Consider the following 14,454-nt stretch of genomic DNA (forward strand, 5'->3'; position numbering starts at 1 on the left):
TCGGTGGATCGGATCGGCTACCGAAGAAGTCCACGGCCGAACCGGACGAAGAGCGCTGGGGGACCGATGACGATCATCGTTACATATGAGTGAACAACAACTGAAATGTCAGTCTGTGAGGTAGGCTACGAGTCGTGTCGGAAGCGGTCAATTCCCCATCGGGTGACAGTTCGCCACAGCGGCTCCCCCAGGAGCGCCCCTCACAGGCCGAACGTGCCTACCTGATCCTGCGGGAGGAGATCCTGTCGCTGCGGCTGGCCCCTGGGTCTCCCGTGCGAGAGGAAGCACTGACCCGCGAGCTGAACCTCGGACGCACCCCCTTCCGGGAGGCCGTGAAGCGCCTCGCCGCCGAGTCCCTGGTGGCGATCTACCCCCGCAGAGGCACCTTCGTCACCGAGGTCAACATCACCGACCACGCCCTGATCGCCGACGTGCGTCGCAGACTGGAGGGGCACGCGGCCAGGAGGGCGGCCGAACGGGCCACCGAGGCGGAGCGGGGCGAGCTCGCGGAACTAGTGGAACTCGTCGAGCGCGTCCCCGAGGAGCCGGGGTCGGTGATGGACGTGGACGCTCGGGTCCACCGCACGCTGTACCGCTGTACACACAACGGCTACCTGGAAAGCACTCTCGGGCAGTACTACAACCTCGCACTGCGCATCTGGGGACTTTTCTTCGATCGATTGAGTGACGTCACGAGCCATGTCACTGAACACACCGAGTTACTGAAAGCCGTCATCGACGCCGATGCTGATCGGGCCGACCGCGTCGCGGTCGACCATGTCGACCACTTCGAGAGCTCGATTCGCCAAGTGCTGTAGCGACTTCCTCGACCCGCGCGGGAGAAATCACGGATTCCCCAGCGCAACTCCGCGATCTTGAGCCGGCAAATCACTCATTTGTCGCCCGAAGGTGTGTCTTGACGCACATAGAGCATCGGGCGCACTGTTGCGAGTGACGCAGATAGTTGTTCTAGACGCAACACCGGTTCCCGATATTCGGCAGGGGGCGGCCATGGCTTCGGTGCTCGATTCGAGTGCACGCATCGTGATAATCGGCGCTGGAATCGTCGGTTGCAGTACCGCCTACCACCTCGCCCAGCGCGGGGTGACGGACGTACTCGTGGTCGAGCAGGGGCCACTCTTCGCCACCGGCGGCTCCTCCTCGCACGCACCGGGACTCGTCTTCCAGACCAGCGGATCGCAGACGATGACCCAGCTCGCGCGCTACACGGTGGAGCGGTTCACCGCGGCGAGCGTGGACGGCCGTCCCTGCTTCCACCAGGTAGGAGGCATCGAGGTGGCCACCTCACAGGCCAGGTGGGACGAGCTCCACCGCAAACACGGGCTCGCCACCGCCTGGGGGGTGGACGGCACGCTGCTCACCCCGGGGGAGGTCCACGAGCGGATTCCGCAGGTGGATCCGAGCCGGATTTACGGCGGATTCCACGTGCCCACCGACGGAATCGCCAAACCGGTGCGTGCCGCCGAGTCCATGGCGCGGGAGGCACAGCGTCTCGGCGTCCGGTTCCTCGAGTACACCGCGGTCACCGGTTTCGACACGGCCGCCGGCAGGGTGAACGCGGTACACACGGACCGGGGAACGGTCGAGGCCGAGCGGGTGCTGTGCTGCGCGGGCATCTGGGGGCCGCGCATCGGCGAGATGGCGGGCGTGTCCATCCCGGTACAGCCGGTCGCACACCAGTACGCGGTCACCGAGCCGGTCGAAGGCCTGGTCGCCGGTGCCGAGGAGGTCGAACAACCGATCCTGCGCCAGCAGGACAGCTCGCTGTACTTCCGGCAGATCCACGACCGCTACGGAATCGGTTCCTACCAGCACCGGGTTATCCCCGTGGCCTGCGAGGAGCTGGCCCCGACCGAGGCCGCGGGGGACGGCGTCGAGGCACCACCGGAGGGCGGCGGTTGGAAGGGCATGTCCTCGGTTCACCCGTTCACACCCGACGACTTCGCCAAGCCGTTCGCGGAAGCGCGCGAACTGATCCCCGCGTTGCGGCGTAGCGAGGTCGCCGAGGGCATGAACGGGATCTTCCTGTTCACCGCCGACGGTGCTCCGGTCCTGGGGCCGACCCGAGAGGTGGACAACTTCTGGGTGGCCGAGGCGGTGTGGATCACGCACTCCGCCGGCGTGGGACTGGCGGTGGCCGAGTGGATGACCGAGGGAGAGCCCAGCATCGACCTGCGCTCGGCGGACGTACGGCGGTTCGAGAACTTCGCGCACAGCGAAAGCTACGTGTCCGAGCGCAGCGCGCAGACCTTCCGCGAGGTCTACGACATCATCCACCCCCAGCAGCCCCCCGAACACCCCAGGCCGCTGCGCACCAGTCCGTTCTACCCGCGCCAACAGGAACTCGGGGCGGTGTTCCTGGAGGCCAGCGGATGGGAACGACCGCACTGGTTCGAGTCCAACGCGCCCCTGGTGGCCGACCGCGAGCCGGCAACTCCCGGCCAGTGGGCCCGCCGTTACTGGTCCCCGATCATCGCGGCCGAGCACCAGGTCACCCGGGAACGGGTCGCCATGTACGACATGACCTCGCTGTGTCGGGCGGAGGTCAGCGGCCCCGGCGCGCTGGAGCTGCTACAGCGGTTGACGACCAATCAACTGGACCGTGCTCCCGGATACGTGACCTACACGCTGATGCTCGACCACAGAGGTGGTATCCGCTCGGACGTCACCGTGGCGCGGCTTTCGGAGAACACCTTCCAGGTCGGCTGCAACGGCCAGCGGGACATCGCGTGGATGCTCGACCACGCCGACGAGTCGACCACGGTACGTGACATCACCGGCGGCACGTGCTGCATCGGCCTATGGGGGCCGTACGCACGTGCGGTGCTGCAGTCGCTGACCGAGAGCGACGTCTCGCATGAGCAGTTCCGATTCTTCCGGGCCAAGCGGTTGTTCGTCCGGGAGGTTCCGGTGACGGCGCTACGCCTGTCCTACGTCGGTGAACTCGGGTGGGAGCTCTACACCACGGCCGACTTCGGGCTACGACTCTGGGAACTACTGGCCGACGCGGGCGCCGAGTACGGCGTCATCGCAGGCGGCAGGGGTGCTTTCAGCAACATGCGGCTGGAAAAAGGATACCGGGCCTGGGGCGGTGACATGTGGAGCGTGCACACCCCCGACGAGGCGGGGCTGGCCTTCGCGGTGAAGCCGGACAAGGGTCAGTTCATCGGTCGTGACGCGCTGCTCCGCCACCGCGAGTCCCCGGTACGACGAAAGTTGTGCTGCCTGTCGATCGACGACGGCACGGTAGTGATGGGTTCCGAGCCGGTCTTCGTCGGTTCCCAGGACCGGCGAGCCCGCGGTTTCACCACGAGTACGGGCTACGGCCACAGCCTCGGCCTCAGTCTCGCCTACGCGTGGTTGCCCTCGGAACTGTCCGAAGCGGGCACATCCCTCGAGGTGGCCTACTTCGGAGAACGGCATCCCGCCACGGTGATGTCCGATCCGGTGTTCGATCCCGAGATGAAACGAATGCGCTGCTGAGGGCGCATCGATCTCCATCCCCCCGACAACCGGGCCGTTGACCGCGACGCGGTGGACGGTCCGGCGAAATCGCCCCATCAACCCCATAGGAGTCCCCCATGAGCATCAACCCGACCCCTGCGATCCTGCAGTACCCCCGTCTCCGCAAGTCCCCCTTCTTCTATGCTTCGCGCAGGCACGGGGTGGGGATGTACAGCGTGTACAACCACACCTACCACGCCAGGCACTACGGTGACCCGGTAGCCGAGTACTGGCACCTGCTCAACGGCGTGACGTTGTGGGACGTCGGTGTCGAGCGTCAGGTGGAGATCACCGGTCCGGACGCCTTCGAGTTCACCAACATGCTGGTCCCCCGTGATCTGAACAAGTGCCGGGTCGGGCAGTGCAAGTACGTGTTCATCACCGCGGAGGACGGCGGCATCATCAACGATCCCGTGCTGCTGCGCCTCGGGGAGAACCACTTCTGGCTGTCGCTGGCCGACAGCGACGTGCTGCTGTGGGCAAAGGGGCTCGCCTACAGCCTGGGGATGAACGTCCAGATCCGGGAACCCGACGTGGGGCCGGTCCAGGTGCAGGGGCCGAAGTCCCGCGACGTCATGGTGGACCTGTTCGGGGAATCCATTCAGGAGATCCCGTACTACTACGCCGTGGACCGGCAGCTGGACGGCATGGACGTGATCGTCTCGCGTACCGGATACACCGCCGAGCTCGGCTACGAGATCTACCTGCACAACGCCAGCCAGGACGGTGTGCGGCTCTGGGAGAAGATCTGGGAGGCTGGCCGTCCCTACGACATGCGGGTGATCGGTCCCTGCCACATCCGGCGGATCGAGGCGGGCATCCTTTCCTGGGGTTGCGACATCACCTACGACACGAATCCGTTCGAGGTCGGTTACGGATTCGAGGCGACCTGGATGGTCGATCTCAACCAGGAAGCCGACTTCATCGGTAAATCCGCCCTGACCCGGATCTACAACGAGGGGATCACCCGCAAGCTGGTGGGTGTGGCCATGGGTGGCCCCGAAGTGGGCAGCTTCAACGACGGCTCGATGATCGACACCTTCCCGGTCCGGGATCCCAACGGACTGCGTATCGGGGACGTCACCTCTGCCTGCCACTCGCCGAGGCTGGACCGCAACATCGGTTACGCGATGGTGCCGATCAGCTACCACGAGGTGGGAACACCCCTCGTGGTGGAGACCCAGCACGGCCCGCAGGAGGCGGAGGTGGTGGAAAAGCCATTCCTCGACCCGAAGAAGCAGATCCCCAAGCAGTTCGAACGGCAGGAAGAAGCGGCGGTGTCGAAATGACCACGAACGCGCAACAACAGCTACAGCGTTACCTCCGCAACGCCCGTTACGAGGTTCTGCCGCTGCGGGGGGTCGTCGAGCAGGTGCGGGAACTGCCCGCCGGGACCACGGTTACCGTGACGTCCTCACCCGCCAAAGGGACCGAAGCCACTCTGGACACCGCGGCACGGCTACACCGCGAGGGCATGCACGTGGTCCCCCACCTGGCGGCGCGAATGGTCCGGGACTCGGCTCATCTGAGCGATCTGCTCGCCCGGGTGAGCGACCTCGGTCTCACCGAGGTGTTCGTGATCGCCGGGGACGCCGAACGTCCGGCGGGCAGGTTCACCGACGCCCTGTCGTTACTGCGGAGCATGGAGGAGCTCGGCACCAGGCCGTACCGGCTCGGGATCACCGGATATCCGGAGCAGCACGCCTTCATCCCGGATCGCATGACCATCCAGGCCACCGACGAGAAGGCACGTTACGCCGACTACATAGTATCGCAGATCTGCTACGACCCGAACACGATCGCCTCGTGGGTCAAGAGCATGCGAGCCAGGGGCGTCGAACTGCCGGTCTACATCGGCGCGCCGGGATCGATCGACCCGAGTAAGCTACTGCGGATCTCGATGAAGATCGGGCTGGGTCAGTCCATGCGTTTCCTGCGGAAACAGCACGGCGTGGTGACCAAACTGCTGACCCGTTACACCCCGGAGAACGTGTTCGACGAGTTGTCGCCCTATCTCGTGGATCCGGACTACAACATCGCGGGTTGGCACCTGTTCACCTTCAACGAGATCAGCAAGACCCGGCAATGGGCCGTCGAGACGGCCGACCGGCTGCAGGAGGTGCCCGCATGAACATGCCGTCCGATCTGGACATCTCGCGGTCCTCGCCACGTAAACCGTTGGAGGAGGTCGCCGCGGATCTGGGGCTGGCTCCCCACCTGCTGGAGCCCTACGGCAGGGACGTCGCCAAGGTCTCCCTGAGTGCCCTCGACGAGCTCGGTGAACAGAACCGGGCCAAGTACGTCCTGGTGTCGGCCATCACACCGACTCCGCTCGGCGAGGGCAAGACCACCACCACGGTCGGGCTCGGCCAGGCACTGCACCACCTGGGAAAGCGATCGGCGATCGCGATCCGCCAACCCTCCATGGGGCCGACGTTCGGCATCAAGGGCGGCGCGGCGGGGGGTGGATACAGCCAGGTGGTGCCCATGGAGGCACTGAACCTGCACCTGACCGGCGATATGCACGCCGTCACGGCAGCCAACAACATGCTGGCGGCGATGGTGGACAACCACATCCACAAGGGCAACGAACTCGGCCTGGATCCCCACCGGGTCACCTGGCGCCGAGTGGTCGACATCAATGACCGGGAGTTGCGCAACGTGGTAACCGGCCTGGGCGGCAGTGCGGACGGCACTCCGCACCAGACGGGTTTCGACATCACCGCGGCCAGCGAGGTGATGGCGGTGCTGGCGCTGTCCAACTCGCTGCACGACATGCGTGAACGGTTGGGACGCATCGTCGTGGGCTACACCCATCAGGGGGAGCCGGTCACGGCAGAGCAACTGGGTGCCGCCGGTGCGATGACGGTGATCATGCGGGAGGCGATCAAGCCCAACCTGATGCAAACCGTCGAGAACACACCGGTACTGGTGCACGCGGGTCCGTTCGGCAACATCGCGCACGGCAACTCCTCGATCGTGGCCGATCGCATCGCCAGCAGGTGCGCCGACTACGTGGTCACCGAGGCCGGTTTCGGTGCCGACATGGGAGCCGAACGGTTCTTCAACATCAAGTGCCGGGCATCCGGACTGCGCCCGGACGCGGCGGTGCTGGTGGCCACCGTTCGGGCGCTGAAGGCGCACTCCGGGCGGTTCCGCGTGGTGGCGGGCAAGGACCTTCCGAAGGAGATGCTCGACGAGAATCCGGAGGACGTGCTGGCGGGGGCCGAGAACCTCCGCAAGCAGATCGACAACCTGCGCATGCACGGGGTGTCCCCTGTGGTGGCCGTGAACGCGTTTCCCACCGACCACCCCAGTGAGCATCAGGCGATCCGTGAGGTGGCCGAGAACGCGGGGGCTCGCGTGGCCATCAGCACCCATTTCACCGACGGCGGCAAAGGGGCGGTGGAACTGGCCGAGGCGGTCAGTGAGGCCGCCGAGGAGCCCAGCCGGTTCGAACTGCTCTACCCGGACTCCGCGGATCTGCGCACCAAGATCGAGACGGTCGCCACCAGGGTCTACGGCGCCGAGGGGGTTTCGTACACCCCCGCGGCGGAACGGGCGTTGCGCAGTTACACGGCCAACGGGTTCGATTCGTTGCCGGTGTGCATCGCCAAGACGCACCTGTCGCTGAGTTCCGATCCGAGCCTGTTGGGGGCTCCCACGGGATGGACGCTGCCGGTGCGTGAGATCCGGGCTTCGGTGGGTGCCGGATTCGTCTACCCCATCTGTGGTGACATCCGCACCATGCCGGGGTTGAGTTCCCGCCCCGCCGCGGCACGGATCGACATCGACGACCGCGGCGAGGTGGTCGGACTGAGTTGAACGGGATACGCCGGTCCCCGTCGAGTCGTCGCCGTTTCGGCGGCGACTCGACTCATACCGGCCCGAGTTTCGAGGGAAACCTAGCGTTCCAGCGAGGCGGGGTGCAGGTGTTCGACCCGATTGACCGCCTCGTCGAAGAACTGCGCCACGTGCGAGTCGTAGAGCGAGTACACCACCGCCCTGCCTGCACGGTCACCCTTGACCAACCAGAGGGATCGCAGCACACGCAGCTGGTGCGACACCGCGGACTGCCCCATTCCCACCGCTTCCGCCAGCTGATTCACCGACCGCGCCCCCTGCCGCAACTCGCTCAGAATCAGCAGGCGTGACGGTGTGGCCAGCGCCTGCAGCGTCTCGGCGACAGTGGCGGCCGAGTTCTGATCCAGTCTTGCGGTCGGAGTGGGAACGTCGCGGAGTCCGTGACCCATGCGGGCAGTCTATCGGGGGCTCGGGTGCACGATCAGCCAACGTCGTGGAAGTAGCGAGCGCCACCCTCGGCTGTTCGACACCGCGAAACTCCCGGTCACAGCCGGATTTCCTCGTCCGGAACGTGCTGATACCTCACCGGTTGGGAAGCCGGGCGGACGAGCGGATCCGAAACAGCGATCTCACTCACACCGAGACCGGCTTCGCGCACCGAAGTGGTCACTCGACTTCGAGCTCGATGTCGACGTTGCCGCGCACCGCGTTGGAGTACGGGCAGACCCGGTCGGCCGCTTCGGCGAGTTCGAGCGCCCGCTGCCGATCGAGCCCGGGAAGCCCGACACGCAACGAGAGACTCAGCCCGTATCCACCGTTGCCGTCCGGTCCCATTCCGACTCGCGCGGTGACGGTGGAGTCGTCCACGCTCACCTCGGCACGGCGGGCTACCACCCGCAGCGCACTGTGGAAGCAGGCCGCGTATCCGGCCGCGAAGAGCTGTTCCGGGTTGGTTTCCTCTCCACCCGGACCGCCGAGTTCTTTGGGCACGGACAACCCGAGGTCGAGCACACCGTCCGCGGAACGGGTACGCCCGTCCCGCCCTTCGCCGCTTGCGGTGGCCTCTGCCGTGTACAACGCCGTCATCATCACTTTCCTGGTCATTGATCGGTTGGCACGGGTGAGGCGGCGAGCCGCGACCACCCACCTGAAAGGTAGCGCAAAACTAAATTGCGCACAACCTAATTGGGTGAATCAGCCCTACAGAGCCGCGAGGGGGAACGGGCGAACCGGGGCGCACCCGCCCCGGAACTCGATCAGTACTGGTCGAACCGGCCCACGTCGGTGACCCGGACCACCGCGACCCCCGCCTCGTCGGAGGCTGGCAGGTCGATCTCGGCGCTGATCCCCCAGTCGTTGTTGCCCTCCGGATCACTGAAGACCTGGCGCACCAACCACCGCTGGGACTCCTCGGTGACCATGAACAGGCTCGGACCGCGAGCGTCGGCGTCGGTACCGAGCTCGTCGTGTTCGGCGAAGTACTCGTCCAGCGCGGCCTGCCAATCCTCGGCCGTCCAGCCTTCCTCCCCGTCCAGCTCGCCGAGTTCGTCGAACCGCTCCCGCGCCGCCAGCTCCACGCGCCGGAACATGGCGTTGCGGACCTGTACCCGGAAGGCACGTTTGTTGTCGGTGAGCTTGGCGGGCCCCTGATCGACGGGCTCGGCACCGGAGTCGTCCTCACCCGGATTGCGCAGCCGTTCCCACTCGTCGAGCAGGCTGGAGTCCACCTGACGCACCAGCTCGCCGAGCCACTCGATGATGTCGCCGAGCTCCTCACTCTTGGCGTCGTCGGGCACGGTGTGCCGCAGCGCCTTGTAGACGTCCGCGAGGTAGCGCAGTACCAGCCCTTCCGAACGTGCCAATCCGTAGTGGTTGACGAACTCCACGAAATTCATCGCCCGCTCGTACATGTCCCTGGCCACGGACTTGGGGGAGAGCTCGTGCTCGGAAACCCAGGGATGCCCCTGCCGATAGGTCTCGTAAGCGGCCTCGAGCATCTCGGCCAACGGCTGCGGATGAGTGATGTCCTCGATCACCTCCATGCGCTGCTCGTACTCGATGCCTTCGGCCTTCATCCGCGCGATGGCCTCACCGCGTTCCTTGGCCTGCTGCGCGCCCAGCACCTGACGCGGATCGTCCAGAGTGGCCTCGATGACCGACAGCACGTCGACCGCGTAGCTGGGCGAGGCCGGATCGAGCAGTTCGATGGCGGCCAACGCGAACGGCGACAGCGGCTGGTTGAGCGCGAAGTCGAACTGCAGATCCATGGTGACCCGGACCAGCCTGCCCTGCTCGTCCGGCTCGTCCAACTGTTCGACCACCCCGGCGGCCACGAGTGCCCGGTAGATGGAGATGGCCCGCAACATGTGCTTACGCTGGGCAGGACGGTCCTCGTGGTTGTCGGTGAGCAACTCGCGCATCGCCGCGTAGGTATCGCCGGGGCGGCTGATCACGTTGAGCAGCATGGCGTGGGTGACGTTGAAGCTCGACGTCAACGGTTCCGGCTCGGCCTCGACCAGTTTGTCGAAGGTCTTCTGCCCCCAGGAGACGAATCCCTCGGGTGCCTTCTTCTTGACGACCTTGCGGCGCTTCTTGGGATCGTCGCCGGCCTTGGCCAGGGCGCGTTCGTTCTCGATGACGTGTTCGGGGGCCTGTACCACCACGTAACCGTCGGTGTCGTAACCCGCGCGGCCCGCCCTGCCCGCGACCTGGTGGAACTCCCTGGCCTTGAGGTGACGGGTGCGGCTGCCGTCGAACTTGGTCAACCCGGTCAGCAGCACGGTGCGGATGGGCACGTTGATCCCCACTCCGAGCGTGTCGGTGCCGCAGATGACCTTGAGCAGCCCCGCCTGTGCGAGCTGTTCGACCAGACGACGGTAGCGCGGCAACATACCCGCGTGGTGCACGCCGATGCCGTGCCGGATCAACCTGGACAGAGTCTTGCCGAACCCCGCAGTGAACCGGAAGTCGCCGAGTTTTTCGGCTATGGCGTCGCGTTCGGCACGGCTGGCCACGTTCATGCTGACCAACGCCTGCGCCTGCTCCACCGCGGAGGCCTGATTGAAGTAGACCACGTAGATCGGGGCCTGCCTCCCGTTGAGGAGCTCCTCGATGGTCTCGTGCAGCGGGGTCATCGCGTACCGGAAGGTCAGCGGCACCGGACGTTCGGCGGAACTGACCACCGAGGTCTCACGACCGGTACGGCGCGTGAGATCCTTCTTGAAACCGGTGACGTCGCCGAGGGTCGCCGACATCAGCACGAACTGGGCCTGCGGCAGCTCCAGCATCGGCACCTGCCACGCCCAGCCCCGCTGGGGTTCGGCGTAGAAGTGGAACTCGTCCATGACCACCTGGCCGACCTCGGCGCGTTCGCCGTCGCGCAGCGCGATGTTGGCCAGGATCTCGGCGGTGCAGCAGATGATCGGCGCGTCCGGATTGACGCTGCTGTCGCCGGTCAGCATCCCGACGTTGTCGGCGCCGAACTGGTCCACCAACGAGAAGAACTTCTCCGAGACCAGCGCCTTGATCGGCGCGGTGTAGAAACTGCGCTGTTTGTTCGCCAGGGCGGTGAAGTGCGCACCGACCGCGATCAGGCTCTTCCCCGAACCCGTCGGGGTGCTGACGATCACGTTGGATCCGGACACGACCTCCATCAGCGCCTCTTCCTGGGCGGGATAGAGCTCGAATCCCTGTTCGGTGGTCCAGCTGGTGAACCCGTCGAGCAGGGCGTCCGGATCGGTGTCGGGTGTCGGGGGAAGCTGGTCGGTAAGCGTCATCTCGGATTCCATCTTCCCTGTTCAGCTCCTGGGGACACATGTGGGGTCGAACACCGTGCCCGGAAGTCGTTCTTCCCCTCCCTCGCGTTACGGCTCCACACTGGAAACGGTTCAATATAAGCTGTATTGTTGCATCAATGCTGACCTGTGAAACCAACGAGGAAGCAATGACCCGCCTGGGCAGGGCATTGGCCGATCCGACCCGTTGCCGCGTCCTGACGGCACTGCTGGCGGGAACCCACTACCCCGGCCTGCTGGCCGAACACCTCGAGCTGAGCCGGTCCAAGGTGTCCAACCACCTCGCCTGCCTACGGGGCTGCGGACTGGTGGTGGCCACCTACCAGGGACGTCAGGTGCGCTACGAACTCGCCGACGAGCACCTGGCCGAAGCGCTGCGGCACCTCGTCAGAGTGGTACTGGCCGTCGAACCGAGCGACTCCTGCACGGCGGAGGATCGTCAAGCTCCGCTCGAATCCACGGGAACCGATACGAGGAGAGCGGTGAGCACGCCATGAACCAATCCGGCCCCTCCTCGGAAACACCACGCGGGAATACCCACTCACCGGAAGGATCGGCACCCGGAGAGCGGTCCACCGAGCACGGACCACTACCCCCGGCACAGGACTCGGACGTGCCCGGCGAACCGGAGCCGTCACGCCGTTCGGCGCTGACCCGCAGACTTCGGTTGTTGGTGCTGGCCACCATCTCCTACAACGTGATCGAGGCCGTGGTGGCCGTCGCCAGCGGGATAGCCGCCTCCTCTGCCGCACTGCTCGGCTTCGGACTGGACTCCGTGATCGAAGTAGCCTCGGCGGCCGCCGTGGCGTGGCAGTTCTCCGCGCGCGAGGCGTCAGCACGGCAGGCCCGTGAACGCAGGGCACTGCGCGTCATCGCCGTCTCCTTCTTCGCGCTGGCCGCCTACGTGACCGTCACGGCGGTCCGCACGCTCGTCGGAGACACCGAGCCGGCGGCATCTCCGGTGGGCATCGGACTGGCCGCGCTCTCGCTGATGGTCATGCCGGCCCTGTCACTGACCCAACGACGTACCGGTCGCCTGCTGGGTTCGGCCAGCGCGGTCGCCGACTCCAAGCAGACCCTGTTGTGTTCCTACTTGTCCGCTGTGCTGCTGGTGGGACTACTGCTCAACGCCTTCTTCGGTTGGTTCTGGGCCGACCCGGTGGCGGCTCTGGTCATCGCGGTGATGGCGGTCAAGGAGGGCCGCGAGGCGTGGCGCGGAGACGGATGCTGCACCCAGGGCGGGTTGGCCACCGCCTTTGCCGCCGGGGCGGACCAGGACTGCTGCGCCCCTGGATGCGACTGCTGCGGCGCATAGCGATCTCTCGTCGATCCGCCCCCCCCCGCGGCGACTGCACCGGCGGGACCTCCCGGCACATGCACGGAGCCGCGGGAGCGGACCGACCCCGTCCCAATTCGGGCAACTCCTCTGATTCCTCGACCGAGCGCGGCGCAACGCTTTTCGGGAGCGCTCCCGAATCAAGACTTCACCTTTACCGCCCCTGGACAGCGGCCCCGGACAGCCGCGGCCAATCGATCCAGCAACGAATGTGACCTTGACAACACAACAACAACGGGCAGAATCAGTCAGGAACAAAAATCGGATCGGAGGACAACGGGCATGTACGGGGCGGAGCGTCGGCAGGTGCTGGTGCAGCGGGCACGCCGCGACGGTCGAATCGATGTCGCGGAGGCGTCCAGAGAGCTCGAGGTGGCACCGGAGACCATTCGGCGTGACCTCGGCACCCTGGAACGCCAGGGACTGCTGCGCCGCGTCTACGGCGGGGCGATCCCGCAGGAACGGCTCGACTTCGAACCGGGTGTCTCGCAGCGTGACCAAACAGCCGCCGCGGAAAAAGACCGAGTGGCACGCGCCGCACTGGACCTGGTGCCGGAGAGGGGGACACTGCTGTTGGACGCGGGAACCACGACGAGTCGAGTCGCGGGCCTGCTTCCCACCGACCGCGAGCTGACAGTGGTCACCAACTCCCTTCCCGTGGCCAATCAGTTGGCCAACCGTGGCAACCTCGACCTGCATCTGCTCGGCGGTCGGGTGCGAGGCACCACGCTGGCGGCCGTCGAGTCCTGGGCACTGAGCGTGCTGGCCGGTCTGACCGTCGACGTCGGCCTGCTCGGCACGAACGGTTTCTCCGCCGAACGGGGCTGCACCACCCCAGACACCGCGGAGAGCGCGGTGAAATCGGCGATGGTGCGGTCCTGCCGCGAGCGAGTCCTGTTGGCCGACAACACCAAGTACGGACGTGACCACTTCAGCCGTTTCGCCGAGATAGCCGATCTCGACGTGCTGATCACCAACAGTGGTTTGCCGGAGACGACCGTGTCGGAGCTGCGCGAACGCGGAACGGACGTGGTACTGACATGATCGTCACCGTCACCCCGAACCCCAGTCTGGATCGCAGCGTACTGCTCGATCGTCTCGACCGGGGGGAAGTGCACCGCGCCGGTGGAGTACACGTGGATCCCGGCGGCAAAGGGGTCAACGTCGCCCGCGTGTTGACCGCGGCCGAGCACAGCGCCGTGGCGGTACTGCCGACCGGAGGAGTCGAGGGAAGCAGTCTCGCCGAGCTGCTCGCACCGGAGGCCGTCTCCGTCGTCGAGGTTCCCGTGGAGGCGGCCACCCGCAGCAACCTCACCCTGGTCGAGGCAGACGGAACCACCACCAAGATCAACGAACCCGGAAACGCGTTGACCACCGGCGAGCTGGAAGCCTTACGCAGCCGGTTGGGTGAGGTGGCCACGCGGGCGCGCTGGGTGGTGGCGAGCGGGAGCCTGCCGCACGGTTGCCCCGACGACTACTACGCCGGTCTTGTGCGCACCGCCCGCGCGGCCGGCGCGAAGGTCGCGGTGGACTCCTCGGGGGCCGCGTTGGCCGAAGCGTGCATGGCAGGCCCGGATCTGCTCGCACCCAACTTGGCGGAACTGACCGAACTCGCGGGCCACCGGCCCGGAGACCTCTCCGAAGTGGCCGCCACCGCACGAGCGGTTCGCTCCGAGGGCACCGGTTCCGTACTGGTCACCCTTGGTGAGCACGGCGCGCTGCTCGTGGGAAACGAAACGGCCTGGTTCGGCACGAGCAGCGCTCGAAGGGTGCGCAGCACGGTCGGTGCGGGCGATGCCGCACTGGCCGGTTACCTGCTGGCGGGCGGAGACGGACCGGAAGCCTTGCGCTCCGCCGTGGCCTACGGCTCGGCGGCCGTGGAACTGCCGGGCAGCCGGATGCCCACGCCGAAAGAGCTGCGGCTCGAACAGGTGCGGATCACCGAAGTCGACGAATCAGGTCGGCTCGACCCCATGTCGCCGTAACGGAGTCGAA

The 14,454-nt window shown here is 66.3% G+C and carries 12 protein-coding genes; 9 read left to right on the forward strand and 3 right to left on the reverse strand.

Going from position 1 to position 14,454, the window contains the following annotated elements:
• Nucleotides 1-134 precede the first annotated feature (134 nt).
• The 5 genes from ACOQFL_RS05770 (at nucleotide 135) to ACOQFL_RS05790 (ending at nucleotide 7,350) form a co-directional block, all read left to right on the forward strand.
• Nucleotides 135-818 carry a GntR family transcriptional regulator gene (locus ACOQFL_RS05770; RefSeq protein WP_435543042.1) on the forward strand — a complete coding sequence of 228 codons (684 nt, stop codon included), beginning with the start codon at nucleotides 135-137 and terminating at the stop codon, nucleotides 816-818.
• 193 nt (nucleotides 819-1,011) lie between these two features.
• Nucleotides 1,012-3,504, forward strand: coding sequence for a GcvT family protein (locus tag ACOQFL_RS05775; RefSeq protein ID WP_435543043.1), 2,493 nt, complete (start codon nucleotides 1,012-1,014; stop codon nucleotides 3,502-3,504).
• A 98-nt stretch (nucleotides 3,505-3,602) separates the two neighbouring features.
• Nucleotides 3,603-4,814: a glycine cleavage T C-terminal barrel domain-containing protein gene (locus tag ACOQFL_RS05780; RefSeq protein WP_092627424.1), complete on the forward strand. Its 1,212-nt coding sequence runs from the start codon at nucleotides 3,603-3,605 to the stop codon at nucleotides 4,812-4,814.
• The gene (locus ACOQFL_RS05785) at nucleotides 4,811-5,656 is read left to right on the forward strand and encodes a methylenetetrahydrofolate reductase (protein WP_435543044.1); all 846 of its coding nucleotides are present in this window, start codon (nucleotides 4,811-4,813) and stop codon (nucleotides 5,654-5,656) included. Before ACOQFL_RS05780 ends, ACOQFL_RS05785 begins: the two co-directional genes overlap by 4 nt.
• Nucleotides 5,653-7,350, forward strand: coding sequence for a formate--tetrahydrofolate ligase (locus tag ACOQFL_RS05790; RefSeq protein WP_435543045.1), 1,698 nt, complete (start codon nucleotides 5,653-5,655; stop codon nucleotides 7,348-7,350). Before ACOQFL_RS05785 ends, ACOQFL_RS05790 begins: the two co-directional genes overlap by 4 nt.
• Before the next feature lie 80 nt (nucleotides 7,351-7,430).
• Here the strand turns inward: ACOQFL_RS05790 and ACOQFL_RS05795 are convergent, their stop codons facing one another.
• From ACOQFL_RS05795 to ACOQFL_RS05805, 3 genes are all read right to left on the reverse strand, one after another.
• Nucleotides 7,431-7,778, reverse strand: coding sequence for an ArsR/SmtB family transcription factor (locus tag ACOQFL_RS05795; RefSeq protein ID WP_435543046.1), 348 nt, complete (start codon nucleotides 7,776-7,778; stop codon nucleotides 7,431-7,433).
• Nucleotides 7,779-7,995: 217 nt separating this feature from the next.
• Entirely contained in the window at nucleotides 7,996-8,415 is a 420-nt protein-coding gene (locus ACOQFL_RS05800; protein ID WP_435543360.1) for an organic hydroperoxide resistance protein, read from the reverse strand.
• Between the two features lie 170 nt (nucleotides 8,416-8,585).
• Nucleotides 8,586-11,105, reverse strand: coding sequence for a DEAD/DEAH box helicase (locus tag ACOQFL_RS05805; RefSeq protein WP_435543047.1), 2,520 nt, complete (start codon nucleotides 11,103-11,105; stop codon nucleotides 8,586-8,588).
• Between the two features lie 137 nt (nucleotides 11,106-11,242).
• Between ACOQFL_RS05805 and cmtR the strand changes: the two genes are divergently transcribed.
• From cmtR to pfkB, 4 genes are all read left to right on the forward strand, one after another.
• Nucleotides 11,243-11,620 (forward strand): Cd(II)/Pb(II)-sensing metalloregulatory transcriptional regulator CmtR, encoded by a 378-nt coding sequence (gene cmtR / locus ACOQFL_RS05810; protein ID WP_435543048.1) that lies wholly within the window; start codon nucleotides 11,243-11,245, stop codon nucleotides 11,618-11,620.
• Nucleotides 11,621-11,736: 116 nt separating this feature from the next.
• Nucleotides 11,737-12,438 (forward strand): cation efflux transmembrane domain-containing protein, encoded by a 702-nt coding sequence (locus tag ACOQFL_RS05815; RefSeq protein WP_435543049.1) that lies wholly within the window; start codon nucleotides 11,737-11,739, stop codon nucleotides 12,436-12,438.
• 303 nt (nucleotides 12,439-12,741) lie between these two features.
• On the forward strand, nucleotides 12,742-13,503 hold the full coding sequence (locus tag ACOQFL_RS05820; protein ID WP_435543050.1) for a DeoR/GlpR family DNA-binding transcription regulator: 762 nt from the start codon (nucleotides 12,742-12,744) through the stop codon (nucleotides 13,501-13,503).
• On the forward strand, nucleotides 13,500-14,444 hold the full coding sequence (pfkB, locus tag ACOQFL_RS05825) for a 1-phosphofructokinase (RefSeq protein ID WP_435543051.1): 945 nt from the start codon (nucleotides 13,500-13,502) through the stop codon (nucleotides 14,442-14,444). Before ACOQFL_RS05820 ends, pfkB begins: the two co-directional genes overlap by 4 nt.
• Nucleotides 14,445-14,454: the final 10 nt, after the last annotated feature.

Source organism: Actinopolyspora sabaoui, assembly GCF_051225635.1.
Lineage (GTDB): Bacteria > Actinomycetota > Actinomycetes > Mycobacteriales > Pseudonocardiaceae > Actinopolyspora.